The sequence below is a fragment of the Pseudophaeobacter profundi genome (assembly GCF_029697505.1).
In the GTDB taxonomy this organism is placed as follows: domain Bacteria; phylum Pseudomonadota; class Alphaproteobacteria; order Rhodobacterales; family Rhodobacteraceae; genus Pseudophaeobacter; species Pseudophaeobacter profundi.
This window is the reverse complement of sequence record NZ_JARJEF010000022.1, coordinates 1-26,526: the sequence shown is the minus strand read 5'-3', so window position 1 is coordinate 26,526 and position 26,526 is coordinate 1. Positions and strand designations below refer to the sequence as shown.

General features: G+C 58.1%; 20 protein-coding genes. 4 read left to right on the top strand and 16 right to left on the bottom strand.

Features of this window, described 5'->3' with window-relative positions:
* The 4 genes from P2081_RS19605 to rpsL form a co-directional block, all read right to left on the bottom strand.
* Positions 1–121: GTP-binding protein (locus tag P2081_RS19605; RefSeq protein WP_278924176.1), on the bottom strand; the 121-nt coding region annotated here is incomplete at its 3' end.
* A 63-nt stretch (positions 122–184) separates the two neighbouring features.
* Positions 185–2,302, bottom strand: a complete 2,118-nt coding sequence (gene fusA, locus P2081_RS19600) for an elongation factor G (protein ID WP_278924482.1) — start codon at positions 2,300–2,302, stop codon at positions 185–187.
* A 21-nt stretch (positions 2,303–2,323) separates the two neighbouring features.
* Complete coding sequence (gene rpsG / locus P2081_RS19595) at positions 2,324–2,794, bottom strand: 30S ribosomal protein S7 (protein ID WP_232401950.1); 471 nt, start codon at positions 2,792–2,794, stop codon at positions 2,324–2,326.
* A 15-nt stretch (positions 2,795–2,809) separates the two neighbouring features.
* A complete protein-coding gene (gene rpsL, locus P2081_RS19590) occupies positions 2,810–3,181 on the bottom strand; it encodes a 30S ribosomal protein S12 (RefSeq protein ID WP_005621086.1) in 372 nt (123 codons plus the stop codon).
* A gap of 470 nt (positions 3,182–3,651) precedes the next feature.
* Here rpsL and P2081_RS19585 point away from each other — a divergent pair, with 470 nt between their 5' ends.
* Complete coding sequence (locus tag P2081_RS19585) at positions 3,652–4,467, top strand: putative rhamnosyl transferase (RefSeq protein WP_278924481.1); 816 nt, start codon at positions 3,652–3,654, stop codon at positions 4,465–4,467.
* Here P2081_RS19585 and P2081_RS19580 read toward each other — a convergent pair.
* From P2081_RS19580 to P2081_RS19525, 12 genes are all read right to left on the bottom strand, one after another.
* Positions 4,464–5,357 carry a DMT family transporter gene (locus tag P2081_RS19580; protein ID WP_278924480.1) on the bottom strand — a complete coding sequence of 298 codons (894 nt, stop codon included), beginning with the start codon at positions 5,355–5,357 and terminating at the stop codon, positions 4,464–4,466. The two genes, P2081_RS19585 and P2081_RS19580, sit on opposite strands and share 4 nt — an antisense overlap.
* On the bottom strand, positions 5,358–6,164 hold the full coding sequence (locus P2081_RS19575) for a glycosyltransferase (RefSeq protein WP_278924479.1): 807 nt from the start codon (positions 6,162–6,164) through the stop codon (positions 5,358–5,360).
* A 161-nt stretch (positions 6,165–6,325) separates the two neighbouring features.
* A complete protein-coding gene (gene rpoC, locus P2081_RS19570; RefSeq protein WP_278924478.1) occupies positions 6,326–10,567 on the bottom strand; it encodes a DNA-directed RNA polymerase subunit beta' in 4,242 nt (1,413 codons plus the stop codon).
* Positions 10,568–10,622: 55 nt separating this feature from the next.
* On the bottom strand, positions 10,623–14,759 hold the full coding sequence (gene rpoB / locus P2081_RS19565) for a DNA-directed RNA polymerase subunit beta (RefSeq protein ID WP_278924477.1): 4,137 nt from the start codon (positions 14,757–14,759) through the stop codon (positions 10,623–10,625).
* A gap of 264 nt (positions 14,760–15,023) precedes the next feature.
* A complete protein-coding gene (rplL, locus tag P2081_RS19560; RefSeq protein WP_278924476.1) occupies positions 15,024–15,395 on the bottom strand; it encodes a 50S ribosomal protein L7/L12 in 372 nt (123 codons plus the stop codon).
* An 80-nt stretch (positions 15,396–15,475) separates the two neighbouring features.
* Positions 15,476–15,994 carry a 50S ribosomal protein L10 gene (gene rplJ / locus P2081_RS19555; RefSeq protein WP_232401940.1) on the bottom strand — a complete coding sequence of 173 codons (519 nt, stop codon included), beginning with the start codon at positions 15,992–15,994 and terminating at the stop codon, positions 15,476–15,478.
* A gap of 454 nt (positions 15,995–16,448) precedes the next feature.
* Positions 16,449–17,147, bottom strand: coding sequence for a 50S ribosomal protein L1 (gene rplA, locus P2081_RS19550; RefSeq protein ID WP_278924475.1), 699 nt, complete (start codon positions 17,145–17,147; stop codon positions 16,449–16,451).
* A gap of 1 nt (position 17,148) precedes the next feature.
* Complete coding sequence (gene rplK / locus P2081_RS19545; RefSeq protein WP_278924474.1) at positions 17,149–17,574, bottom strand: 50S ribosomal protein L11; 426 nt, start codon at positions 17,572–17,574, stop codon at positions 17,149–17,151.
* A gap of 595 nt (positions 17,575–18,169) precedes the next feature.
* Positions 18,170–18,703: a transcription termination/antitermination protein NusG gene (nusG, locus tag P2081_RS19540; protein ID WP_278924473.1), complete on the bottom strand. Its 534-nt coding sequence runs from the start codon at positions 18,701–18,703 to the stop codon at positions 18,170–18,172.
* Positions 18,704–19,000: 297 nt separating this feature from the next.
* Positions 19,001–19,198 carry a preprotein translocase subunit SecE gene (gene secE, locus P2081_RS19535; protein ID WP_278924472.1) on the bottom strand — a complete coding sequence of 66 codons (198 nt, stop codon included), beginning with the start codon at positions 19,196–19,198 and terminating at the stop codon, positions 19,001–19,003.
* 97 nt (positions 19,199–19,295) lie between these two features.
* Complete coding sequence (locus tag P2081_RS19530; RefSeq protein ID WP_278924471.1) at positions 19,296–20,087, bottom strand: hypothetical protein; 792 nt, start codon at positions 20,085–20,087, stop codon at positions 19,296–19,298.
* The gene (locus P2081_RS19525; RefSeq protein ID WP_278924470.1) at positions 20,074–21,150 is read right to left on the bottom strand and encodes a GSCFA domain-containing protein; all 1,077 of its coding nucleotides are present in this window, start codon (positions 21,148–21,150) and stop codon (positions 20,074–20,076) included. The genes P2081_RS19530 and P2081_RS19525 overlap by 14 nt, the downstream gene beginning before the upstream one ends.
* A 283-nt stretch (positions 21,151–21,433) precedes the next feature.
* On the opposite strand from P2081_RS19525, the gene P2081_RS19520 reads away from it, so the two are divergent.
* From P2081_RS19520 to P2081_RS19510, 3 genes are all read left to right on the top strand, one after another.
* Entirely contained in the window at positions 21,434–23,668 is a 2,235-nt protein-coding gene (locus P2081_RS19520) for an O-linked N-acetylglucosamine transferase, SPINDLY family protein (RefSeq protein WP_278924469.1), read from the top strand.
* A gap of 194 nt (positions 23,669–23,862) precedes the next feature.
* Positions 23,863–25,266, top strand: a complete 1,404-nt coding sequence (locus tag P2081_RS19515; RefSeq protein ID WP_278924468.1) for a sulfatase-like hydrolase/transferase — start codon at positions 23,863–23,865, stop codon at positions 25,264–25,266.
* A gap of 65 nt (positions 25,267–25,331) precedes the next feature.
* Complete coding sequence (locus P2081_RS19510; RefSeq protein ID WP_313790365.1) at positions 25,332–26,207, top strand: formylglycine-generating enzyme family protein; 876 nt, start codon at positions 25,332–25,334, stop codon at positions 26,205–26,207.
* The last annotated feature ends 319 nt before the right edge of the window (positions 26,208–26,526 follow it).

Sequence of the window (26,526 nt, the reverse complement as noted above, 5' to 3'; positions counted from 1 at the left end):
CTTTGAAGTCACCAAAATATTTGGTGATCGCTGCGGTCAGAGTGGTTTTACCGTGGTCAACGTGGCCGATGGTGCCGATGTTGACGTGCGGCTTATTACGTTCAAACTTTTCCTTAGCCATGATGGCCTCCTTTTGAGATTGAGGAAGGCCCGCGCAATTGGCGAACCTTCCAATATCTTTCGCTTACGCGAATTTAGCCTGAATTTCGTCCGAGATGTTCTGCGGCACGGGATCGTAGTGCGAGAACTGCATGGTGAACTGGGCGCGGCCCGAGCTCATCGAACGCAGGGTGTTGATGTAGCCGAACATGTTCGCCAGCGGCACGTTTGCTTCGATCGCAATCGCGTTGCCACGGGGTTCCTGGCCCGACACCTGACCACGACGGGAGGTCAGGTCACCAATGATACCGCCGGTGTATTCTTCCGGCGTGATCACTTCCACCTTCATGATTGGCTCAAGCAGCTTGGCGCCAGCTTTGCGCATGCCTTCACGCATACACATACGGGCTGCGATTTCAAAGGCCAGAACCGATGAGTCCACATCGTGGAACTTACCGTCGATCAGAGCAACCTTGAAGTCGATCACTGGGAAGCCTGCAAGCGGGCCGGAATCCATCACCGAGTTGATGCCTTTTTCGACACCTGGGATGTATTCTTTTGGAACCGAGCCACCAACGATACGGGATTCGAAGGAATAGCCTTCACCAGCTTCTGTCGGCGAGATGATCATCTTCACCTCAGCGAACTGACCCGAACCACCAGACTGTTTCTTGTGGGTGTAGGTGTGCTCGACCTCGTGACCGATGGTCTCACGGTAGGCAACCTGCGGGGCACCGATGTTGGCTTCAACCTTGAATTCACGCTTGAGACGGTCAACCAGGATGTCCAGGTGAAGTTCGCCCATGCCCTTCATGATGGTCTGACCGGATTCGATGTCGGTCTCCACACGGAAGGATGGATCTTCAGCAGCCAGACGGCCCAGACCCTGAGACATTTTCTCTTGGTCCGCTTTGGTCTTTGGCTCAACCGCGATCTCGATCACCGGATCGGGGAAGGTCATGGTTTCCAGAACCACCGGATCGTTGACGGCGCAGAGCGTGTCACCAGTGGTGGTGTCTTTCAGACCTGCCAGCGCGATAATGTCGCCCGCGAATGCTTCCGTGATTTCCTCACGGTCATTCGAGTGCATCATCATCATCCGGCCAACACGCTCTTTACGACCTTTGGTCGAGTTCAGCAGTGTGTCGCCCTTGTTCAGCACACCGGAGTAGATCCGGGTGAAGGTCAGCGAGCCAACAAAGGGGTCGTTCATGATTTTGAACGCCAGGCCAGAGAACGCCATGTTGTCATCCGCACGGCGGGGGATGTCACGGGTTTCTGTTTCGTCACCTGGTTTGAAGCCCATGTAATCAACAACGTCCAGCGGGCTGGGCAGATAGTCGATCACAGCGTTCAGCAGCGGCTGAACACCTTTGTTTTTGAACGCGGAACCACCCAGAACAGGCACGAATGCCAGCGCCAGTGTCCCCTTGCGCAGCAGTTTGCGCAGAGTTGGAACGTCGGGCTCTTCACCTTCCAGGTAGGCTTCCATGGCGTCGTCGTCCATTTCGACGGCGGCTTCGATCATTTTTCCACGCCATTCATCGGCCAGCTCTTTCAAGCTGTCGCGGATGGGGGCTTTGATCCAGGATGCACCAAGGTCTTCACCCTGCCACAGCCATTCTTCCATGGTAACCAGGTCAACCTGACCTTCCAGCTCTGTTTCGGCACCGATCGGGAAAGCAACAGGCACAGCACGTGCACCGGTGCGGTCTTCGACCATTGCAACACAGTTGAAGAAGTCAGCGCCGATTTTGTCCATCTTGTTGACAAAAACCATACGCGGAACCTTGTAGCGGTCAGCCTGACGCCACACGGTTTCGGTCTGGGGTTCAACACCGGCGTTGGCGTCCAGAACACAGACAGCCCCATCGAGAACCGCCAGCGAACGCTCAACTTCAATGGTGAAGTCAACGTGGCCGGGAGTGTCGATGATGTTCAGACGGTGCTTGGGAGAGTCAGCGGTTTCGCCATCTTCGGTGCGTTCCCAGAATGTGGTGGTCGCCGCCGAGGTGATGGTGATGCCGCGTTCCTGCTCCTGCTCCATCCAGTCCATGGTGGCCGCACCGTCGTGCACCTCACCAATGTTGTGGGATTTGCCGGTATAGAACAGGATGCGCTCGGAACAGGTGGTTTTACCTGCATCGATATGCGCCATGATACCGAAGTTGCGGTAATGTTCGAGTGTATAGTCGCGTGCCATTGGTCTAATGTCCTTTGGAAATTACCAACGATAATGGCTGAAGGCTTTGTTGGCTTCGGCCATTTTGTGAGTGTCTTCGCGCTTTTTAACAGCAGTACCGCGCGACTGAACAGCATCCATCAGCTCGCCTGCGAGGCGCTCTTCCATGGTGTTTTCATTACGCTTGCGGGCCGCAGTGATCAGCCAGCGGATGGCCAATGCTTCACGACGCTCGGGGCGAACTTCGACGGGAACCTGATAGGTTGCACCACCCACACGGCGGGAGCGAACTTCTACCGATGGTTTGATGTTTTCCAGCGCTTCGTGGAACACTTCCACGGGGGCGCGCTTGATTTTGACTTCAACGCGATCAAAAGCGTTGTAGACAATTTTCTCTGCAACCGACTTTTTACCGTCGATCATCAGATTGTTCATGAACTTGGTCAGAACGCGGTCACCAAACTTGGCGTCTGGCAGTACTTCGCGTTTTTCAGCGGCGTGACGACGTGACATATCAGCCTCTCCTTCTTATTTAGGACGCTTCGCGCCGTACTTCGAACGACGTTGTTTACGGTCTTTGACGCCTTGGGTATCCAACACACCACGCAGGATGTGGTAACGGACACCCGGAAGGTCTTTTACACGACCGCCGCGGATCAGAACCACGGAGTGTTCCTGAAGGTTGTGGCTTTCCCCTGGGATATAGGAGATCACTTCGAAACCGTTGGTCAGGCGAACCTTCGCAACTTTCCGCATCGCGGAGTTCGGCTTCTTAGGTGTGGTGGTATAAACACGTGTGCACACGCCGCGTTTCTGTGGGCACTGCTCCAGGTGCATGGACTTGGAGCGCTTTACTTTTGGCTGCCGCGGTTTGCGGATCAGCTGTTGGATCGTTGGCATTCCGGTTTTTTCCCCGTTTCGCAACTTTGGTCATGTACGCTCAGAAAGCATACGGCTAGGTCTTCATACGCAGGCGCGTCCGCAAGCGTAAAAACCGCAATCGCTTCCATTCCGAGGTAAGCGACGCGGCGGTTTAACAGAGGGTTCGGGTGATAAAAGTTCCCGAACCTTGGTCTACAACAGTATGATATCGGCTTTTGGGGCGACCCCCGAAGTGCCGGATAAGCGCGCGTATATGGGGAGTCGCGGTCCTTGTCAACTCTGTCCCCGTCTGCGCAGGGCCGGTCTTTGCCGATTTCCCCAGAGGCCGCAATTGGGGCCGGAAATGACGCATTTCATCCGACCCGCGCCCTGGCCCGCGAATTGTATTCAACCCAAGGCCAATGCTTGCGCCGGTGGGGCCGACGTGGCTAACGTGGCGACAGACTGATCCCACCCGCTTTCTTTTAGTGAATTTTCAGGACGTCACCATGCAGGTTATTGGCCTTTGTCGTTTTTCCTATCCCGCCATCGGGGGGTTTCAGGTTGAACACGACAGTATCGAAGATCGCATTGCCTTTCTCTACGCCGAGGCCCGACTCGAAGAACGCTTTCAACTGATGGAAACCATCGCCCTGCCCTGTCTGCGAGAACAGACCGATCAGGATTTCGAACTGATTGTGGTGATTGGCGACAGCCTACCGGTCCGCCATGCTGACCGGCTGCGCGATCTTTGCGCCGATATTGCCCAGATCACCATTCATGTGGAACCCCCGCGCAAACAACGCCAGGTGATGAAAGAAATTCTCAACGCCGCGCGGCGCGACCCTAAGGCCCCCTGCCTGCAGTTTCGTCATGATGACGATGATGCCATCTCGGTTGATTTTGTCGAGCGGCTGCGCCAAACCATTGCCGACTGCCCCGGCCTGGTGGCCAAACACCGGACGCTGGCGGTTGATTTCAACCGCGGGTATATCGCCGAACTTGGCGCAAAAGGCATCGCCGCCACCGAAATTCATCGCCCCTATTATGTCGCCGCGCTTGGCATGTATGTGAAGGGCAACTGCCCGCTGACCATCATGAACTTTGCCCATGAAAAGATCCTGCGCTTCATGCCAACCATCACCATCAGCGATGCGCCGATGTTCGTGCGCAGCCATAACGGCTATAACGACTCTCGCCAGAAGAAGGTAAAGCCGATCCCGGTGACACCAATTGATGCGGCGCTAGAGGCCGAGTTCGAGATCCGCTTTGCCCTGCGCCAATCTCAGGTGCGGGCGGTTTTTGGCAACGGCAACCAGCCCTAGCTGCGGCGTCCTGCGGTGGCCTGTCGGCGCGCCAGCCGATGTTCGCGGTAAAGGGTGAACAGCCCTGCCCCAACCACCAGCGCCGCGCCAAGCAGCGTCAGCGGAGCAGGCCAATCGCCAAATACCAGCCAACCCAAAATCAACGCCCAAAGCAGCCCAGTATAGCGAAACGGCGAAACCACAGCGACATCGCCCACCCGCATTGTCATCACCGAACACAGGTAGCCAAGCAGAATGAAACAGGCCGCCGCCGCCAGCATGCCCAGCTGCACTGGTGCAACCGGTGTCCAATCCTGCCAGAAACTGTAGACACAGCCAAAGGTCAGCACCGAAAGTGACGCCATCAGGGTCACCGTCAGCGAGGGCACATTCTCTGACATCCGCCGGGTCGACAGATCTCGCAGGGTGACGCAGGCCACCGCTCCCAGGGCATAGATCGAGGCCAAATCAAAGCCCTCCGGTCCGGGTCGCACAATCAGCAACATACCGCAGAACCCGGCCAGGATTGCCAGCATCCGGCGCCAACCGACCGTTTCCTTGAACAGAAGCGCCGCACCAAGAGTCACGGTCAACGGCAGCATCTGCAACACCGCGGTAATATTGGCCAGCGGCATCAGCATCAGTGCGGTCAAAAACAAGAAGGTCGCCCCCGCCTCTGACAGGCACCGCAGCGCCACCAACCCCCAGTCCCGGCGGCTGAGCCGCAAGCGCAGACTGCCGTAGTATCGGGCCAGGGCAAAGATCAGCGCGCTGGCCATAAGGCCGCGCAGAACCAGAATCTGCGACAGGGGCAACCCGCTGCCCACAGATTTGACCAGGGCATCATTGACGGTAAAGCCCGCCATGGCACCCATCATCAAGAAGGCGCCCCTTTGATTTGAGGATAGCATCTAAATCGCCTCCAGATCTGCAAGGTTGAGGCCAAAATGGCGCTGCAGGCTGGCGTCCATCTCTGCCTGTTCCATCCGGTGGGTGATCCCGGTCTGGGCAGGTTCCGATTTGTTGTCGCCATGAATGGTGCGAATATAGGTCGGCACCTGCATGTCCGAATACAGATTATAGTGCCGGGCCAGTTTACGGTGATTGTACCTATAGGGATTGGTGCTGGTGCCTTTCGGCGCCACCAATGCAGTGCCTGCGGACAGCGGCGCCTGTTCAATAGCGTCAAAAATTTGCGGCCCCTGGGGGGTGGCCCGCAGGTAAAACCCCCGATTGTGGGCGATCACAAAACCGGTTTCAGGTGGCTGCAGCGGCAGCAGACCGGTGGCCAATGCACGGGTGCGACGGACAAAATCCAGATCGACAGCATCGTCGTCATCCAGCCGGAACAGGATGCGATGGCTGGCATCGTTCTGCGGCACCGAGTCATAGCCCTGACGCAGCAAGCGGTAGTGATTGCGGGTTCCGACTGGGCGCAGGTGAATATTGTCATGTGGTTCCAGCAGCGCCCGCAGCCTTTGCAGATAAGGCTTTGGCATGGCGGCAGCGGTCAGCACCACCAGATCAAAATCACCATCGCTTTGGCGCAGCAACGACGGCAGGCAGAGGTTTTCGAAAATGCTGAAGCGCAGCGCCATCCGCTCGGGCGCGAAAAGATGGGCGGCCGTCTCGTCCAGCGTGGCAAAGCGTTCGGAATAATAGGTTGGTGTCAGCACCGAAAAGCGCACCAGCCCCACCATTTTCATTCTCTGCGTCATTCCCGCCCCGCCTGCATCTCCTTATCCTCTATCGCCGATCCCTGCGCAAAATGGCAGGTAAAAAATCAACCCAACAAAAACTGACCTGAAGGGCGCGCAAAAGAAAACCCCCACACCAAGGGTGCGGGGGTTTGCCATTCATTTCAAATATCGGGTAGCGATCAATCGCGGCTTTCCGGTGTATCCACCAGATTGTCGAATGTATCGCTTGCCAGAGTATCCTCTGCCACCGGGGCAGCCAGCGCTGCTGCGGCTTCGGCCTCTTCGCGGCGCGCTTCCAGCACGACATTGTCGCGACCCTGGGCAATTTGACGAACCCGCTGGGTGGCGCCACCGGTCCCGGCTGGGATCAGGCGGCCAACAATGACGTTCTCTTTCAGACCAACCAGTTTGTCCTTCTTGCCCTGCACCGAAGCTTCGGTCAGCACGCGGGTGGTCTCCTGGAAGGAGGCCGCCGAGATAAAGGAGCGGGTCTGCAGCGATGCCTTGGTGATCCCAAGCAGGATCGGCCCGCCCTTGGCAGGACGTTTGTTGCGCGACAGAGCCTTTTCATTGGCCGCTTCGAACTCTTGCTTGTCCACATGTTCGCCTTTGAGCAGCGTGGTTTCACCCGAGTCCGAGATCTCCCACTTCTGCAGCATCTGGCGCACGATGACTTCGATGTGCTTATCGTTGATCTTCACACCCTGCAGGCGATACACGTCCTGCACTTCGTCGATCATGTAGTTGGCCAGAGCCTCGACACCCATGATGGCAAGGATATCGTGCGGCGCAGGGTTACCATCCATGATGTAATCGCCCTTCTGGACGAAGTCACCTTCCTGAACAGGAATGTGCTTGCCCTTGGGCACCATGTATTCGACGGCATCCTTGCTCTCATCCACTGGATCAATCGCGATACGGCGCTTGTTCTTGTAGTCGCGGCCAAAGCGGACGTAACCATCAAGTTCAGCAATGATCGCGTGATCTTTGGGGCGACGGGCTTCGAACAGTTCCGCAACCCGTGGCAGACCACCGGTGATGTCCTTGGTCTTGGCGCCTTCACGCGGGATACGTGCAACAACGTCACCTGCCTGTACCGCATCGCCATCCTCGATCGAGAGGACCGCATCCACGGACATTGGGTAGGTCACGGGGTTGCCGTTATCCAGACGAAGCGGCTCACCATCGGTACCAACCAGAATGATTTCAGGCTTGAGTTCGCTGCCTTTGGGGGCGGCGCGCCAGTCAATCACAATCTTCTGGGTCATGCCGGTGGCTTCATCGGTTTCATCACGCACAGCGATGCCCGACACCAGATCGACATATTTGGCAGTACCGGCCTTTTCGGCGATGATTGGCAGGGTATAGGGATCCCATTCAAACAGTTTATCGCCGCGGGCAATGGTCTGACCTGCAGAAACGATCAGCTTGGAGCCATAGCTCAGCTTGTGGCTGGCCCGCTCTTCGCCGTGTTCGTCCTGGATGATCATCTTCATGTTCCGGCCCACGATCAGAACATCCCCATCGGAGTTCTTCAGCGTGTTCTCGTTTTCAAAGACGATCGTACCTGCGTGGCTGGCTTCCTGGAAGGACTGCTGACCACCCTGAGCAACGCCGCCGATGTGGAACGTCCGCATCGTCAGCTGGGTGCCGGGTTCACCAATCGACTGCGCGGCGATAATGCCGACAGCTTCACCGGTGTTGACCATGGTGCCGCGCGCGAGGTCACGACCATAGCACATGGCGCAGACGCCTTCTTCGGCCTCACAGGTCAGTGGCGAACGGATCCGCATGGTTGCAACGCCGGCCTCTTCGATGATGTCGGACAGACGTTCATCGATCAGCTGGCCAGAGGCCGCCAGGATCTCATCGGTGCCGGGACGCTTGACGTCTTCGGCGGTGACACGACCCAGGATGCGTTCGCCGAGGCTGGCAACCACTTCACCGTCATTGACCGCGGCAGAGGCCGTGATCGAATTTTCGGTGCCGCAGTCACGATCGCGCACGATGCAATCCTGTGCAACATCAACCAGACGACGGGTCAGATAGCCCGAGTTCGCGGTTTTCAGAGCCGTATCCGACAGACCTTTACGGGCACCGTGGGTAGAGTTGAAGTACTCCAGAACCGACAGGCCTTCTTTGAAGTTCGAGATGATCGGGGTCTCGATGATGTCGCCGTTTGGCTTGGCCATCAGGCCCCGCATACCGCCCAGCTGTTTCATCTGGGTAACCGAACCACGGGCACCGGAGTGCGCCATCATGTAGACCGAGTTCGGTTCCGCCTCAGAGCCGTCTTCGTGGCGCTTGGAAGTGGAGATGGTCGTCATCATGGCGTCGGTGACGCGGTCGTTACACTTCGACCAGGCATCGACAACTTTGTTGTACTTTTCACCCTGAGTGATCAGGCCGTCCATGTACTGTTGTTCAAAGTCCTTCACCAGATCGCGGGTCTCGTTGACGATGGGCCATTTGGTTTCAGGAACAACCATATCGTCCTTGCCAAACGAAATGCCTGCCTTGAAGGCCTCGCGGAAGCCCATGGTCATGATCTGGTCACAGAAGATGACCGACTCTTTCTGACCGCAATAGCGGTAGACGGTGTCGATGACCTGCTGCACCTCTTTCTTCCGCAGAAGACGGTTCACCAGTTCAAACGGTGCCTTCGCATTCTTTGGCAGCAGCGCGCCCAGCAGAACCCGGCCCGGCGTGGTTTCAAAGCGCTGAAGCACCTCGTTGCCTTCGTCGTCGATCTGGGTGATCCGCGCAGTCACACGGCTGTGCAGGTGAACTTCACCAGCGTCCAGCGCGTGCTGCACTTCTTCGATGGTGCCAAAGACCTTGCCTTCACCGATCATGCCTTCGCGGTCCAGGGTCACATAGTAGAGACCCAAGATCATATCCTGCGAAGGAACGATGATTGGCGCGCCGTTTGCAGGCGACAGAACGTTGTTGGTCGACATCATCAGAACACGCGCTTCCAGCTGGGCCTCAAGGCTCAGCGGAACGTGCACAGCCATCTGGTCACCGTCGAAGTCAGCGTTAAACGCCGAGCAGACCAGCGGGTGCAGCTGAATAGCCTTACCTTCGATCAGCGTGGGTTCAAAGGCCTGGATGCCAAGACGGTGCAGCGTAGGCGCACGGTTCAGCATGACAGGGTGTTCACGGATGACTTCATCCAGAATATCCCAGACTTCGGGACGTTCCTTTTCCACCAGCTTCTTCGCCTGCTTCACGGTAGAGGACAGACCTTTGGCCTCCAGACGCGAATAGATGAAGGGCTTGAACAGTTCGAGCGCCATCTTTTTCGGCAAGCCACACTGATGCAGCTTCAGTTCCGGGCCGGTCACAATGACCGAACGACCAGAGAAGTCGACGCGTTTACCCAAAAGGTTCTGACGGAAGCGACCCTGCTTGCCTTTCAGCATATCGCTGAGCGATTTCAGCGGACGCTTGTTGGCACCGGTGATGACACGACCACGACGGCCGTTGTCGAACAGCGCATCCACAGATTCCTGCAACATCCGCTTTTCGTTGCGGACGATGATGTCAGGGGCGCGCAGCTCGATCAGACGCTTCAGACGGTTGTTCCGGTTGATCACCCGACGATAGAGATCGTTGAGGTCAGAGGTCGCAAAACGACCCCCGTCCAGCGGCACCAGTGGGCGCAGTTCTGGCGGGATCACCGGGATCACGGTCATGATCATCCATTCTGGACGGTTGCCGGATTCCAGGAAGGATTCCACAACTTTCAGACGTTTGATGATCTTCTTGGGCTTCAGCTCGCCGGTGGCTTCGGCCAGTTCGGCGCGCAGGTGCTCGGCTTCGGAATCCAGATCAATGGCCGCCAGCATTTCGCGGATGGCTTCGGCGCCGATATTGGCGGTGAAAGCATCCATGCCATAGGCGTCCTGAGCGTCCATATACTCTTCTTCGGTCATCATCTGGCCATAGGTCAGATCAGTCAGACCGGGTTCGATGACAACATAGTTTTCAAAGTACAGAACCCGCTCCAGATCGCGCAGGGTCATGTCCAGCATGAGACCAATGCGCGATGGCAGCGATTTCAGAAACCAGATATGCGCAACTGGCGCGGCCAGTTCGATATGGCCCATGCGCTCGCGGCGCACTTTTTGCAGGGTAACTTCAACGCCGCATTTCTCGCAGACAACGCCGCGATACTTCATGCGCTTATATTTACCGCAGAGACATTCGTAATCTTTGATCGGGCCAAAGATACGCGCACAGAACAGGCCGTCGCGCTCGGGCTTGAAGGTCCGGTAGTTGATGGTTTCTGGCTTTTTGATTTCGCCATAAGACCAAGACAGGATCCGTTCCGGTGACGCCAGCGAGACTTTGATTTCATCAAAGACCTTGGTGGGCGTCAGCGGGTTGAACGGGTTGTTGGTGATTTCCTGGTTCATTTGTGTTTCCTCAAATTTGTGCGGAAGGGGGGAGTGGAGATAAAGGCTGGCGCCCTTACTCCTCCTCCTCCGCATCCAGGAGTTCCATGTTCAGGCCGAGGCCCCGGACTTCTTTGACCAGAACGTTGAAGCTTTCGGGTACGCCCGCTTCAAAGTTGTCCTCGCCCTTGACGATCGATTCATAGACCTTGGTCCGACCGGCAACGTCATCCGATTTGACGGTGAGCATTTCCTGCAGGGTGTATGCAGCGCCATAGGCTTCCAGCGCCCAGACTTCCATTTCCCCGAAACGCTGACCACCAAACTGCGCCTTACCACCCAATGGCTGCTGGGTAACCAGCGAGTATGGGCCGGTGGAACGGGCGTGGATTTTGTCGTCAACCAGGTGATGCAGCTTCAGCAGATACTTGATGCCGACGGTCACCGGGCGGGCAAACTGCTCGCCTGTACGGCCATCAAACAGGATCGACTGACCAGAGGTGTCAAACCCAGCCCGGATGAGCGAGTCGTTCACATCGGCCTCTTTGGCACCGTCAAAAACAGGTGTCGCAATTGGAACACCGTTCACCACGTTGCCAGCCGCCTCGATCAGGTCGAACTCGGACATATCCGCGATGCCCTCGGCGTAGACGTCTTCGCCATAGGCATGCTTCATCACGTCCCGCACAGGCGTCAGATCACCAGAGCGGCGATAGTCCTGCAGGGCCTCGTCCACCTGGATGCCCAGACCGCGCGCGGCCCAGCCCATGTGGGTTTCAAGGATCTGACCAACGTTCATCCGCGAGGGAACGCCCAGTGGGTTCAGACAGAAATCAACCGGGGTACCGTCCTGAAGGAACGGCATGTCCTCCATTGGGACCACTTTCGAGATCACACCTTTGTTGCCGTGACGACCCGCCATTTTATCGCCGGGCTGCAGCTTGCGCTTCACCGCGATAAAGACTTTGACCATCTTCATCACGCCGGGTGGCAGATCATCGCCACGGCGGACTTTTTCGACCTTGTCCTCAAAACGGGCATCCAAGGCGCGTTTCTGTGCCTCGTACTGCTCGTTCAGGGCCTCGACCACCTTGGCGTCCTGCTCCTCTTCGAGGGCAACCATCCACCACTGGCCACGGCTCAGCTGTGACAGGGTATCTTCGTCGACTGTCGCACCAGAGCGCACGCCCTTGGGGCCTTTGACGGCCACTTTACCCAGCAACATGCTGCGCAGGCGGGCGTAGATGTTGCGGTCCAGAATGGCCAGCTCATCGTCGCGGTCACGCGCCAGGCGTTCCACTTCTTCCCGCTCGATCTGCAGCGCACGTTCGTCTTTTTCGACACCGTGACGGTTGAAGACGCGAACTTCGACGATTGTGCCGTAGTCGCCAGGCTTCACCCGCAGGGATGTGTCACGTACGTCAGATGCTTTTTCACCAAAGATGGCGCGCAGCAGTTTTTCTTCTGGCGTCATCGGGCTTTCGCCCTTTGGTGTGATCTTGCCGACCAGGATATCACCGGGTTCAACATCAGCGCCGATGTAAACGATGCCTGCCTCGTCGAGGTTGCGCAGCGCTTCTTCACCAACGTTTGGAATGTCGCGGGTAATTTCCTCTGGGCCCAGTTTGGTATCACGGGCGGCGACTTCGAATTCCTCGATGTGGATCGAGGTAAAGACGTCATCACGGGCAATACGTTCCGAGATCAGGATCGAGTCTTCGTAGTTGTAGCCATTCCAGGGCATGAAGGCCACGACGACGTTTTTACCCAGCGCCAGTTCACCGATATCGGTGCTGGGGCCATCGGCAATCACTTCGCCCTTGCGGACTTCCTGACCAACACGCACCAGCGGACGCTGGTTGATGCAGGTGTTCTGGTTCGAGCGCTGGAACTTGCGCATGCGGTAGATGTCTACCCCTGCATCGCCCAGTTCCAGATCAGAGGTGGCACGGATCACGATACGCTGCGCATCAATCTGGTCGATGATACCGCCGCGTTTCGCCATGATCGCAGCGCCGGAATCCCGCGCCACAACCTCTTCGATGCCGGTGCCGACCAGCGGCGCTTCGGCGCGCAGCAATGGAACCGCCTGACGTTGCATGTTCGAACCCATCAGGGCCCGGTTCGCATCGTCATTTTCCAGGAACGGAATCAGCGACGCCGCAACCGAGACCAGCTGCTTTGGCGAAACGTCGATCAGATCAACGCTTTCGCTGGGCGCCAGCGTATAGTCACCAGATTGACGGGTCGACACCAGATCATTGGTGAACCTGCCGTTTTCATCCAGCGAGGCGTTGGCCTGGGCCACGGTGTGGCGCATTTCTTCGGTCGCCGACATGTAGTGAACTTCGTCAGTCACCTGACCTTCGCTCACAACACGGTAGGGCGTTTCGATGAAGCCATATTTGTTGACGCGGGCAAAGGTCGCAAGCGAGTTGATCAGACCAATGTTCGGACCTTCTGGCGTTTCAATCGGACACATCCGGCCATAGTGGGTCGGGTGAACATCTCGCACTTCAAAACCGGCACGTTCGCGGGTCAGACCGCCAGGCCCAAGCGCCGAGAGACGGCGTTTGTGGGTGACTTCCGACAGCGGGTTGGTTTGGTCCATGAACTGCGACAGCTGCGAAGAGCCAAAGAATTCACGCACCGCAGCTGCAGCTGGTTTGGCGTTGATCAGATCCTGTGGCATCACAGTGTCGATCTCGACAGAGGACATCCGCTCTTTGATCGCGCGCTCCATGCGCAGCAGGCCAACGCGGTACTGGTTTTCCATCAGCTCCCCAACCGAGCGCACACGACGGTTGCCCAGGTGGTCAATATCGTCGATGCCACCGCGGCCGTCACGCAGATCAACCAGGGCCTTGATGCAGGAAACGATGTCTTCCTTGCGCAGGGTCCGCTGGGTGTCTTCGGCGTCCAGCGCCAGACGCATGTTCATTTTCACCCGGCCAACGGCCGAGAGATCATAGCGCTCGCTATCAAAGAACAATGTATCAAACAGCGCCGAGGCCGCTTCGACGGTGGGCGGCTCGCCCGGACGCATCACGCGGTAGATGTCCATCAGCGCGGTATCGCGACCCATGTTCTTATCTGCCGCCATGGTGTTGCGCATGTAGGGGCCGACATTGATATTGTCGATGTCCAGAACCGGGATATCGGTGATACCGGCATCCATCAGCTCTTTGACGGTACCACCAATGATTTCGCCACCCTTGTCGTATTCCATGGTCAGCTCGTCGCCGGCCTCAACGTAGATCGCACCGTTTTCTTCGTTGATGATATCCTTGGCGACAAACTTGCCGATGATGTTCTCGAACGGCACCAGAAGATTGCTGATCGCGCCCTCGTCGATCATTTTCTTCACAGCGCGCGGAGTGACCTTTTTGCCGGCTTCGGCAAAGACTTCACCAGAGGCAGCATCAACCAGGTCAAAGGTTGGACGGGTGCCACGAACACGATCGGGGAAGAAGGGAGTCACCCAACCACGGCTGGTATCCAGCGAGTAGTTCACCGTGTCGTAATAGGCATCCATAATGGCTTCCTGGTCCAGCCCCAGCGCATAAAGCAGGGTGGTCACAGGCAGCTTGCGGCGGCGGTCGATCCGGGCAAAGACGATGTCTTTGGCGTCGAATTCAAAGTCCAGCCAGGAACCGCGATAGGGGATGATCCGGCAGGCAAACAGCAGTTTACCCGAAGAATGCGTCTTGCCCTTGTCGTGATCAAAGAACACGCCAGGAGAGCGGTGCATCTGAGAAACGATAACCCGCTCGGTCCCGTTGACAACAAAGGTGCCGTTGGGCGTCATCAGAGGCATATCGCCCATGAAGACGTCCTGCTCTTTGATGTCCTTGACCGACTTGGCGCCAGTGTCATCATCGATATCAAACACGATCAAGCGCAGGGTAACCTTCAGCGGTGCTGAATAGGTCATGTCGCGCTGCATGCATTCTTCGACGTCGTATTTAGGCTTCTCGAAGGAATATTTCACGAACTCCAGAACGGAAGTTTCGTTGAAATCCTTGATCGGGAAAACCGACTGGAATACGCCCTTGATGCCCTCACCGTCGAGCGGCTCTGGGGAATCTCCGGAACGGAGAAACAGGTCGTATGACGATTTTTGAACCTCAATGAGGTTCGGCATATCCAGCACTTCGCGGATTTTGCCATAATACTTGCGTAGACGTTTCTGGCCAAGGAACGTTTGAGCCATGTCAGATGTCACCTTTCGAGTTCTCACCGGTCAAGACTGCTGCCGGGCCACAGCATCTTGCCCATACGAGACAGCATGGTTGGATCTATTCATGGCCACCGTCCCGAATGGCGGCCTCCCGATCCGTTGAACCTCGCCTTAGGAAAGACCAAAGAATGGTCCTTGCTGAGACAGATTCGGCTGGACCCGAATTACCTCGGATCCAGCCTGAACTTTTCAAGGAATGCAGCGGAACGGTCCGCCGCATGCCCCAGAAGAAACGGCTTAGGCCACTTCGACTTCGGCGCCAGCTGCTTCCAGCTTGCCTTTGACGTCGTTGGCTTCGTCCTGCGAAACGCCTTCTTTGATCTTGCCGCCAGCTTCGACCAGCTCCTTGGCTTCTTTCAGGCCAAGACCGGTGATCGCGCGAACTTCTTTGATCACGTTGATTTTGGATGCGCCGGCGTTCTTCAGAACGACGTCGAATTCAGTTTTTTCTTCTGCAGCTTCACCGCCGGCGTCGCCAGCTGCCATGACTACTGCGCCGCCAGCGGCGGGCTCGATGCCATACTCGTCTTTGAGGATGGTTTTCAGTTCTTGTGCTTCCAGCAGGGTCAGACCCACGATGCTTTCTGCGAGTGCTTTCAGATCAGCCATTGTATCAGCTCTTTCCGTGTTCAGTATGTGTGTTCCAACGTGTGAGATAATCCCCACGCCAGTCATTCAGTGCCAACCGCTTACGCAGCTTCCGCCTTCTCTTCGATGGTCGAAAGAATGCTTGCGATATTGCTTGCAGGTGCGCCAATGGCCCCAGCGATGTTGCTTGCAGGTGCGCCGATGCAGCTTGCGATCTGAGCAATAAGCTCGTCGCGCGAAGGCATTTTCGACACAGCTGTAACACCAGCCCGGTCCAGAGCGTTCTCACCCATTGCGCCGCCAAGAATTTCGAATTTCTTGTTCTCTTTGGCAAAATCTTCGGCCACTTTGGCAGCTGCCACAGGGTCCTCAGAATAGGTCAGAACGGTCATCCCCGTCAGCAGGTTAGACATGCTTTCACACGGCTTACCCTCGAGGGCGATTTTGGCGAGCCTGTTTTTGGCAACACGCACGGAACTACCAGCTGCACTTGCGCGCGCTCGTAGGTCCTGCATCTCAGCAACTGTCAGACCGACGTAGTGGGAAACCACCACGACGCCAGAGCTTTCGAAGATCTGGCCGAGTTCCTCGACCAATTTCTCTTTCTGGGCTCTATCCACAGTTCTCTCCAAATTTGGGGTGTAAACACCCCGGCTCATTGATGTGCCAGACAAAAATGCCTGGCGTTCAAGTCCGTTTTACCGGGATAGCCAACTTCGCCCGAAGGTAAAAAAACCCTCGATCTTATTTGTCTCTCCCGTCTCAGGAGGGAAATTAAGACCCGATCGACAGGTCACCCACCATCTTGGACGAAATGAAATAAAGCGCACGACGAATCGCACGCTTTACCTCTTGGTCGTATTACTGCCAATTCGAAGGATTTCCAAGCGATAATTCCACCTGGCGCGATCCAGCGGCAGGCAATCGCGCCGCCGAGGCGAAAAACCGCCCCCTTTGGCGGAGACCATCACAATACGCGCCCCAAGCAGCACTGCCACTCAGATCAGCGCCAACGAAAATGGGCGGCACCCGTAAGCGCCGCCCATTCCATATCCGATCCAGAGGACCGCAGTCTCACTCAGAAACAGCGCCGTCCACATCCAGGGTCACGCTTGGGCCCATGGTCGAAGACAGAACGATCTTCTTCATGTAGGCACCTTTGGCACCGCTTGGGCGCGCCTTGGCAACCGCGTCGATAAAGGCAGAGACGTTTTCGGCCAGCTTGGCGGCATCAAAAGAAGCCTTGCCAACACCGGCATGCACAACGCCGCCTTTTTCCGCTTTGAACTGGACTTCGCCGCCCTTGGCCGCTTCAACAGCTGCCTTGACGTCCATGGTCACAGTGCCAACCTTGGGGTTTGGCATCAGGTTACGTGGGCCAAGGATCTTGCCCAGACGACCAACGACGGGCATCATGTCAGGGGTGGCGATGCAACGATCAAAATCGATTGTGCCGCCCTGAATGGCTTCCATCAGGTCTTCTGCGCCGATCACATCTGCACCGGCGGCCTTGGCTTCATCAGCCTTGGGGCCACGGGCAAAGACTGCAACGCGCATGGTTTTGCCCGTGCCGTTTGGCAGGCCAACAACGCCACGAACCATCTGGTCTGCGTGACGGGTGTCAACGCCCAGGTTCAAGGCAATCTCGATGGTTTCGTCGAACTTCGAGGTTGCATTGGCCTTCACCAGGGCAACGGCATCAGCAACGGAGAGGTTGGCTTTGCCAGCGACTGCTTCGCGCGCGGCGCGTGTACGTTTTCCGAACTTTGCCATCTTACTTCACCTCGATGCCCATAGAGCGGGCGGAGCCCAGAATGATCTTCATCGCCGCTTCGATATCGTTGGCGTTCAGATCTTTCATCTTCGCTTCGGCGATTTCTTTCACCTGAGCAACAGACACGGTACCAACGGTTTCACGCGAAGGTGTCTTGGCACCGGACTTAACCTTGGCAGCCTTCTTCAGGTAATAAGACGCAGGTGGCGTCTTGATTTCCATGGTGAAGGACTTGTCCTGATAATAGGTGATCACGGTGGGGCAAGGCGCGCCTGGCTCCATGTCTGCGGTCTTGGCGTTGAACGCCTTGCAGAATTCCATGATGTTGATGCCGCGCTGACCCAATGCGGGGCCAACGGGTGGAGATGGGTTTGCCTGACCTGCAGCAACCTGCAGTTTCATCGAACCAACAAGCTTCTTAGCCATGTGGTTGTCCTTTCAACGAAGGATGAGACGCGTCCCATCCGGTTTGGTGTTGCGTGGTCCGACCGAAGATCGCGACCTTCGAATCTCCCACGAGAGAATCTCGCCCAAAGACGATTGGGGGCATCTACAGCGGAATGGTTCAGGTGGCAAGTGGGGCGACTGACGAAAGCCAATGCCCGCTGTGAGCCCATCTCGACAAATTCAGCAGTGCAGCTATACACTCCAACTATGAAATGGTTTTCTCTCACATTGGGTATCGTTCTCTTACTGGTAAGCTGGCTGATGTTGCAAATCGCTAAAGGCTACACCTTCACCTATGGGGGCTATGAAGCATGGAACGATGAATTCCTCAATAAATACAACGCTTGCTGCCTATTGACTGATTTAAAATCGGTTGCTCCCTTTGCATTAGTTGGGTTGTCATGTTTGCTTTTTTCCGTCTGGCTGTTTACGCGAGAGCGATCAAAAGGATCATCCGGCTGACGGAAACTGCTAGGACAGCTTTGTCCCGCTCAGCTGCCGTTCCCACAAACAAAAAAACGCCGCGAGGCTTGGGGCTTCGCGGCGCTTTCTTGAATTCGAAAAATGAGAGCGATCAGCTCTGCTTGGTGACCTGGGTGTAGTCCAGCTCGACCGGGGTTTCGCGACCAAAGATCGACACGGAAACCTTCAGCTTCTGCGTGGCGTCATCAACGCCTTCGACCATGCCGTCAAAGTCTTCAAACGGACCGTCGTTGACCTTGACCCGGTCACCAATCTCAAAGGAGATCAGGGTGCGTGGGGCTTCGATGCCCTCTTCGACGCGGCCCAGGATGCCCTGAACTTCGGCGTCGCGCATCGGCATCGGGCGCCCCTGCGGCCCCAGAAAGCCAGTGACCCGGTTGATCGAGGAAATAAGGTGATAGCCCTGATCGGACATTTCCATGTGCACCAGCACATAGCCCGGCATGAAGCGACGCTCGGTCGAGACCTTTTTGCCGCGACGGACCTCGATCACCTCTTCGGTGGGGACCAGGACCTCATCGATATCATCCTCAAGCCCCTGTTCGGCAACCGAGGTGCGAATCTGCTCTGCGATTTTCTTTTCGAAGTTCGAAAGAACGCTGACCGAATACCACCGTTTCGCCATGAACTTGACCGTCCTTAGATTTGCCGCGCGAAGTATTTTCAGCGCCGTCAGTGAATATGATTTCTGCCGTGATCCTGCGTCAGACGCAAGCTGCGTCCTAACAAAAATCGGCGCGCAACTCGAATCGCCGCACGCCCACGTCAGAGGTTCCGGCTCAACTACCCGCCAATGGGTTCAAGATCAAGAGCCGGAGCAGGTTTTCCTGCAGGCATATAGGCCTGCGATTGGCCAGGGGCCAGCGGGGGTTGGGACTGGCAAGGCCCGCAGCCGCGTGCGACGCGTGCCGCAGACAACCGTTTAGCCAAACATGCCCAGCAGGCTTTGCAGACCAAAGCGGATCACAAGATCAACCATCGCAAAGAAGACAGCTGTCAGGGCCGCCATGATGAAGACCATAACAGTGGTCAGCAGAACTTCGCGGCGGGTAGGCCAGACGACCTTGCTCACCTCTGCACGAACTTGCTGGATGAACTGAATAGGATTTATGGTGGCCATGTGCCTTGTGTCTCTCTGCTAGCAGGGTCTGGCGCATCTAACGCCAACCTCCCTTGATTTCAAGTCTCGATTTCGCCGCCGCAGTTGTGACGCCCTTTCAGGACGGCACCAAAGGCAGCTGCGATAGCGCATGGTTCAGGATCAGCGCGCCATAGGTACCATTCTTGTGCACCCGGTCATCTTCTTCCGCGCCCAAGCTGGTCGCATAGTCCCGCCGGGTCAAGCCGCCATGGGTGATGGTCTCTTCGGGTTGGCGCAGCAGATGCACCCCGTCTGCTGCCATGGCCTGCGCAATTTCGTCCCACAGCGCTGCGCGGGCCTCGGGCGTTGCCTCGCTATCAAGGGTCTCTGCCAGCTCCTCCTCGCTCAGCGTGCCCTCATTTAGAAAACCGGCCGGGGAAAAGAATACAGGCCGGGCCTTGGCAAATTCGCGCGCGGCACGATAGCCCCGGCAGCTCTCGAGCCAGCGATCCAACATCAAGGCACGCACCGCCGCGCTCAGGTAGCCCGGGCTGCCCGGCTGACTGCGCAGCAGCGGCACCAGATAATCCGAGCTGCGCAAACGGCAACCGATAAAGAGAAAGCCATCATAATCCTGCGGTGCCAGAGCGGTACTGCGGGCAGGATTGATCTTGGCCAGACTGGCCTGGGCCGCTGCGGTGGTCGCCACCAGGCGCGCGTCTTGCAGGTGCAGATCGCGAAACTGCGGCCCCGGCGCGCCCCAGTATTCCAGCACGACGCCATCCAGCGACAACAGACCTTCATCCTGCGCATGTTTGATACAGGCGATATGACTGTCGCCAAAAACGCAAAAGTGCAGGCTCGCCTGCGGGGCATTTTCGGTTTGATCCGTCCCCGCCTGCCCCGTCTTGGGCTTATCCAAAGGCATCCAGAAACTCCTCATCGCATTGCAGCGCGCGTGCGCTGGGGGCTGCCCCCTTGTCCTGCCCCTGCCGCGCCCCCTTGCCCTGCCGCTGCAGCCAGGGGAAAGCAGCATTTTGGCAGGCAAAGAAACTCTCCATCACGTGGTTGACCCCCTGCGGCACCACGCTGCGCTGGTTCGGGGCATAGAACATACCACGATAGGCCGGGTGGGTGATGATCTCGTAGGACGGAAAGTAATCCACCTGGGCAAGCTCGGCCGCCAGTTCCCCCGCCACCGCGCGCAACACCGATTTGGAATGACTGGTCGCCGTCAGCACATGCTGCCCCGAGGCCGTGGCGGTCAGCGGCACCGGCGACACGGTCAACAGCACCTTCAGCTTGGGGTTTGCCTGGCGCAGCATCTTGATCGCGGCGCGCATATCGCGGTGAATGCCAACAAAGCTCTGGTTCACGAACTCATGCTGATCCGGGTCGAATTCTCCGGCCAGGGTCCCCGGACACATGGCATATTCCAGTTCACTTTCCCGGTGCCGCCAGCATTCGGTCAGCCCCATGGTGAAGACAAAGACATCCGCCTGGCTTACCGCCCTGCGCAGGGCCGCCAGCACCGCGCCGCGCGCGCCCTGCAGATCTGCCAGATCGACAAAGCCATCTGGTTCGATCCCCGGGCGCAGGGGATCATAAAACCGCCCAGCCTTTTCCCAGTGCTCCACCGGGAGCGGGGCCTCTTCGAGGGCATAGCTCAACCATTGGCGCAGCATACGCGCAGTGTAGATATTGCCCGTTCGGCAAGAGAAAATCCCATAGTTATAGTCGCGCGCCTGGGTCTCGCTCAGCAGTTTTGGCGCGGGCTCCGCATCCAGCCAACGATAGCCACGCGCCACCAGAGCCCGGCTGAAATGCTGCGCAAAACACGACCCGGCCGTTATCACCCTGTGCCGCCGCCCGATCGGGAACTTTGGCTGCCACAACTGGGAAATTTCCAGCGGGTTATGCGCCGCCACCGCGCGCTTCCAAAAGGCCCGTTCGGGCAGCCCCACATAGGGGTTGGGGGTTTGCTCGCTCATGTCGTCACGCCTGCCGATAGATCTGTTCCGATTTGCGCCCAGCCTAGGCGCGACGCCTGCCAAAAACAATTGCTTTGCGCAGATCGGACAGGCGCCCAGCACCCCGGATCAGCCCCGCCATGCAGCCTGATCTCTGCCGCCATCCCCCACAAAACGGCGACCAGCCCCCCTGGCAAGGGAAAGAAACCCAATTTTAATGCCCATGCCCTACCCCTAGAGACACGGCCTGAAAGTCTCAGAACGATGACTGGCCGCCAATTGCGTGACTGTGAGATAGGATTCCATGAACATCGCTAGATCCATGACCAAAGCCGAACAGCCGGAACGAGATCAAAAGCACCAAGACGCCGCCAGGATCTATGGTGACATCCTTGCCAAGTTCCCAAAGAACACCCGTGCGCGGGATGCCCTGATCGCCTTAAAGACAACGCCCCGGCAAGAGCTGCCCCTATCAGAGGAACAGCAGAACGCACTGCGCGCTGATTTTGCGGCGGAAAAATACGCCGCCGTTGCCAGCACCTGCGCCGCCTTGCTGAACAGCAACCGGAAATCGCATTTTCTGTGGAACATGCTGGGGAATTGCCACCTGAAATCCCAGGATCTGGACGCAGCAGCAACCTGTCTCAACAAGGCCTGTGAGCTTGCCCCCAGGGATGCGGCAACCTTTGCGGCCATGGCGGATGTCTGCCGCGCCCAGGGCCAGATCGACAATGCGCTGACCCTCTATCGCAAGGCTCTGAAACTGGATGAAACCCTGGTCTGCGGCCTCAGCAACATGGCTGATACGCTGATTGGTCTGGGGCGGCTGAACGAGGCAACGCCACTGCTGCAGCAGGCCGCCAGCCTTGCCCCCGATGATCCGGACGTACTGTCCAACTACAGCAATGTCCTGCTGAAAACCGGCCAGACCCAAAAGGCCAAGGCCCTGCTGGAACGCGCCACCGAACTGGCCCCCCAGCTGGAGAATGCCCAGTATAAACTAGCCCAGCTTCAATCCATGGATGGCGACACGGAACAGGCGATCGAAGGCTTCAACGCCATGCTGGAAAAGACCCCCGGCGATGACCGTACCCGCGCCGAAAAACTGCATGCCCAGGCACAGCTCTGTGATTGGGGCTGGGTGGCGGAATACCAACGCCTGCGCCGCCAACTTGGCCTCGCGGGACAGGCCTGCCCGCCCCTTGCCGCGCTGACCTTTGAAGACAACCCCGACCTATTGCGCCTGCGCATCCAGGCCCATGCCAACGCCGCTCTGCCCTCGGTTCGCGCCGCAAGGCCGCTCGCGGCGGAACAGCTGGGACAGGACCGTCCCCAGCGCCTGCGCATCGGCTATTTTTCCCCGGACTACCACGACCACGCCACCATGCGCCTGATGGCCGGGCTGTTTGAAGCCCATGACCAGAGCCGCTTTGACATCATTGCCTATTCCTATGATGCCACCCCCGCCGATGCCATGCGCAGCCGGATCCGCAAGGCTGTCACCAGTTTCAAGGATATCAGCCGCCTGTCTGACGCAGAGACCACCCAGTTGGTGCAGCAGGATAAGCTGGATATCGCGGTGGATCTGAAGGGGTTTGCCCCAAACAGCCGCACCGCGCTATTTGCCGAACGGCTGGCCCCGCTGCAGATGTCGTATCTGGGCTTTCCCGGCACCCTGGGCAGCACCGCGATGGATTATCTCATCGCCGATTCCGTTGCCTGCCCTCTTGGTAGCGAACGCTATTACGAAGAACACTTGCTGCGCCTGCCCCATAGCTATCAGGCCAATGACAACAAACGGCACATTTCAGCACATCAATACACCCGCAAGGACTGCGGCCTGCCGGACAGGGGCTTTGTGTTCTGTTCCTTCAACAGCAGCGACAAGATCACCCCGGCCGAGTTTGACATCTGGATGCGCCTGCTCGATCAGGTGCCGGGCAGCGTGCTCTGGCTGCTGGATTGCGGCGACAGCGCCAAGGCCAATCTGCGCCGCGCCGCGCAAGAGCGGGGCCAGGATGCGGACCGGCTGATCTTTGCCCCCCATCTGCCGCAGGACGAGCACCTTGCACGGCACCAGGCCGCCGATCTGTTCCTTGATACCTTTGTGGTCAATGGCCATGCCACAGCCAGCGATGCGCTTTGGGCTGGGCTGCCGGTCCTGACACTGCCGGGGCGGCAATTTGCAGCCCGCGTTGGGGCCAGCCTGCTCAGCGCGATCGACATGCCGGAACTCATCGCCAGTTCCGCCGCCGACTACGAGAGCCGCGCCCGCGATCTGGCCTGCGATACCGATGCCCTTGCCGCCCTGCGCAGCAAGTTGCAGCGCAACCGCAGTACCACCGCATTGTTTGACACCACCGGCTTTGCGGCGGCGATAGAGCAGGGTTTTGATATGGCCTATGACCGCCATCTGCAGGGGCAGGGCCCGGCGCATCTGACGGTCAGCAAGGGTGGCGCTGCACGGCCCGACCCGATGGACCCCGCCTTTCTGCCAACAGGGCAGGGTCTGCCACAGGCCCAGCAGATACAAGTGTAACCCCACAGACACATGGCCCGCGGGGAGACTCGCGCGCCATCCCTATTGGCACAGTGCCGCTGGCCGAAATCACCAAGGCCGGGATTTTTCACCAACTGCCTGCTTGTCGATCAGACCCATGTCTGCCATCCAGTTTAGGCAGGTGGTCCCGGTAGGGGTGCGCCAAAGGATTAAGACAGCCCGAGACACCTGAAATGGCAAACGACCCCCAAAAGAACATCCTGCTCATCAGCATGGATGATGCAGTGGCCTTCTGGAATTATAAGTCGATCTTTGGCGGGGCGCTGCAGACGCCCAATCTGGACCGGATCTGCGCCCAGTCCACCAGCTTTCATTCTGCCTATTGCCAGGCGCCAGTTTGCAGCCCTTCACGGGCCAGTTTCATGTCGGGACTGTCGCCGCATCACACCGGCGTCACCAAAGCCGATGCGCATTATTTTGACAAAGTCGCGCCGCCAAAGATGTGGCCAGCAAAGCTGCGCGAACAGGGCTATTACTGCGCGCCGGGTGGCAAGGTCATGCGCGGATACAGTGCCCTGCCCCAAGAGGTGCACGAAGAGATATATTCAACGCCTCACAGCGCAAGCCTGGGGCAGTTCACGCTTGGCAGGCGCAAGCGCCATTTTGCAGGCCGGGTGATCCCCGATCAGGTTGAATATGGCGGCCACCGGGGCGGCCCCGCCACAACAACACCAGAGAGCGACAACCAGCTTTACGACAACCAGGTTGCGAACTCTGCCATCGCCTTTCTACAGTCCTACGACCAGGACGCCCCCTTTTACCGCGAGGTCGGCCTGCAAAGCCCGCATGGCCCCTGGACCACGCCTGCGCGCTTCAAGGAGATGTATGATTTCAAAAGCCTGAACCAACCCAAAGACTGGGCGCGCGGCTTTGATCTGACCCAGACGCCCGCAGAACTGGCGCGGGAAAATATCGACAGCAGCCGCCGCAGGTACTGGCGGCAAAGTGTGCGGAACTATTTTTCCGCGCTGTCTTACGCCGACTACCAGATTGGCCGGGTCTGGGATGCGCTCAAGGCCTCGCCCCATGCGGACAACACGCTGGTTGTCATCCTGTCGGACCATGGAATGCACCTGGGAGAGCGCAACTGGTTTGGCAAGTCCACCCTTTGGGAACAGGTGGCCAATGTGCCGCTAATCATTCACGACCCCCACCAGCCCGAGGGCCAGGTGATCACCGATCCAGTTGGGCTGATTGATCTTGGGCCAACGCTGATGGCATATCTTGACTTGCCCCCCATTGCACATAGCGCCGGACGTTCTTTGCTGCCGCAGATCCGGGGCGCAAGGGTGCCTGACCGCGCCGTGCCGACCTTTTTTGAGGATCATGCCGCGATCCGTAAGGGGCGTTATCGTTTCATCCGGTATGGCGACGGGGCCGAGCAACTCTATGATCTGACCGAGGACTGGTGGCAGACCACCAACCTGAGCCCAGAGCACCCGGCCTATCAAGAGATGCGCCAGGCCCACGCGCAGTGCTGTCTGGACTACGGGCTCGATCTGTCTGCACCACCAGCCCGCCAGCCCAATGCCGCTGCCAACGACACTGCCACTGACGGGAAAACCACCCTTGCCTAAAGCCTGCTGCACGCCCCCCCCCGCCAACCGGGCCAAAGCAAGGCACCGCCGCGCGAAAGCAGGCCATACAGACAGGCCGACCCCTGCCCCGTCAGCCCGCAGACCTATGTGAAATTCCCGGCGGGCCGGGACTTATTGGCACCCGTCACCCGCTGCACCCAGAGGATGGCGAAGGCCCGCTGCGGCGGCAACTGATCCAGCCCTTTTCCCTGTGCGCCAGTGCGGTCAGCAACGCAGAGTTTGACGCCTTTGTCACCAAGACGGGATATATCACCGAGGCCGAAACCTATGGCTGGTCCTTTGTGTTCTGGGCCGACCTTGCCGCACGCGCCAGGGCAACCCATTCGGTGGATGGCATCGCATGGTGGCGCCGCGTCGATGGGGCCAACTGGCGCAATCCGCATGGCAGTCGCGCCGCAGATCCAGAGCTACCACCAGACCACCCGGTGGTGCATGTCTCCTGGAACGACGCCCGCGCCTATGCCAACTGGGTTGGCGGCCGACTGCCCACCGAAGCAGAATGGGAACATGCCGCGCGCGGCGGCAAAGCAGATGTGCGCTACCCCTGGGGCGACGACGAACCGCAAGAGGAGGGTTTTTTGCCCTGCAACATCTGGCAGGGTCCGTTTCCCAGTGCCAACAGCTGCGCCGATGGCTATGCCAGCACCGCGCCGGTACGCGCCTTCCAGCCCAATGGCTATGGGCTGTACAATATGGTTGGCAATACCTGGGAATGGACCGCTGACCCCTTCCGCATCGCCTCGCTCAAGAAACGTCTGCGCCAGAGGGCAAAGGCGATGCAGGGACACAAAGTGCTGAAGGGCGGATCTTTCCTGTGTCACCACAGCTACTGCCACAGATACCGCATCGCCGCACGCACCGGCAACACACCCGACAGCACCACCAGCCATCAGGGGTTTCGCATCGCCTGGGATCCATAGCAGTCGCCAGGCCGCAGCACAAAGCTGGATTAATATGGGCAGGGGCACCAGGAACCTAGCCCCGCGTCTGCAGGGCCAGGCTGTTCTCATGAGTGGTGAACTGTAAGGAAAGCGCCGCTTAACCTGCGGTCGGCAGAAGACCTGCTTCCTGGGCCGCCTGCACTTCGTCCAGATCAGCGGTGCCATCGGCATTGGTATTGACCTGAGCCCCAAGTTTCCTCCACCTAGCGGAGAGTCCTTGGGGTTGGTTTGATGGCCCTACGCGGCCAGTTTGTCCATCGTTCTTTTCTCAGCAAATTCTCTGGGCGTCAGGTTTCCG

Coding starts and splice junctions, on each gene's coding strand:
- P2081_RS19530 (WP_278924471.1), bottom strand. CDS start 20,087: ATGCCTTTGGATAAGCCCAAGACGGGGCAGGCGGGGACGGATCAAACC.
- P2081_RS19520 (WP_278924469.1), top strand. CDS start 21,434: ATGAACATCGCTAGATCCATGACCAAAGCCGAACAGCCGGAACGAGAT.
- rplA (WP_278924475.1), bottom strand. CDS start 17,147: ATGGCAAAGTTCGGAAAACGTACACGCGCCGCGCGCGAAGCAGTCGCT.
- rplL (WP_278924476.1), bottom strand. CDS start 15,395: ATGGCTGATCTGAAAGCACTCGCAGAAAGCATCGTGGGTCTGACCCTG.
- secE (WP_278924472.1), bottom strand. CDS start 19,198: ATGGCCACCATAAATCCTATTCAGTTCATCCAGCAAGTTCGTGCAGAG.
- P2081_RS19580 (WP_278924480.1), bottom strand. CDS start 5,357: ATGCTATCCTCAAATCAAAGGGGCGCCTTCTTGATGATGGGTGCCATG.
- rpoC (WP_278924478.1), bottom strand. CDS start 10,567: ATGAACCAGGAAATCACCAACAACCCGTTCAACCCGCTGACGCCCACC.
- nusG (WP_278924473.1), bottom strand. CDS start 18,703: ATGGCGAAACGGTGGTATTCGGTCAGCGTTCTTTCGAACTTCGAAAAG.
- rpsG (WP_232401950.1), bottom strand. CDS start 2,794: ATGTCACGTCGTCACGCCGCTGAAAAACGCGAAGTACTGCCAGACGCC.
- fusA (WP_278924482.1), bottom strand. CDS start 2,302: ATGGCACGCGACTATACACTCGAACATTACCGCAACTTCGGTATCATG.
- P2081_RS19575 (WP_278924479.1), bottom strand. CDS start 6,164: ATGACGCAGAGAATGAAAATGGTGGGGCTGGTGCGCTTTTCGGTGCTG.
- P2081_RS19525 (WP_278924470.1), bottom strand. CDS start 21,150: ATGAGCGAGCAAACCCCCAACCCCTATGTGGGGCTGCCCGAACGGGCC.
- rpsL (WP_005621086.1), bottom strand. CDS start 3,181: ATGCCAACGATCCAACAGCTGATCCGCAAACCGCGGCAGCCAAAAGTA.
- P2081_RS19585 (WP_278924481.1), top strand. CDS start 3,652: ATGCAGGTTATTGGCCTTTGTCGTTTTTCCTATCCCGCCATCGGGGGG.
- rplK (WP_278924474.1), bottom strand. CDS start 17,574: ATGGCTAAGAAGCTTGTTGGTTCGATGAAACTGCAGGTTGCTGCAGGT.
- rpoB (WP_278924477.1), bottom strand. CDS start 14,759: ATGGCTCAAACGTTCCTTGGCCAGAAACGTCTACGCAAGTATTATGGC.
- P2081_RS19515 (WP_278924468.1), top strand. CDS start 23,863: ATGGCAAACGACCCCCAAAAGAACATCCTGCTCATCAGCATGGATGAT.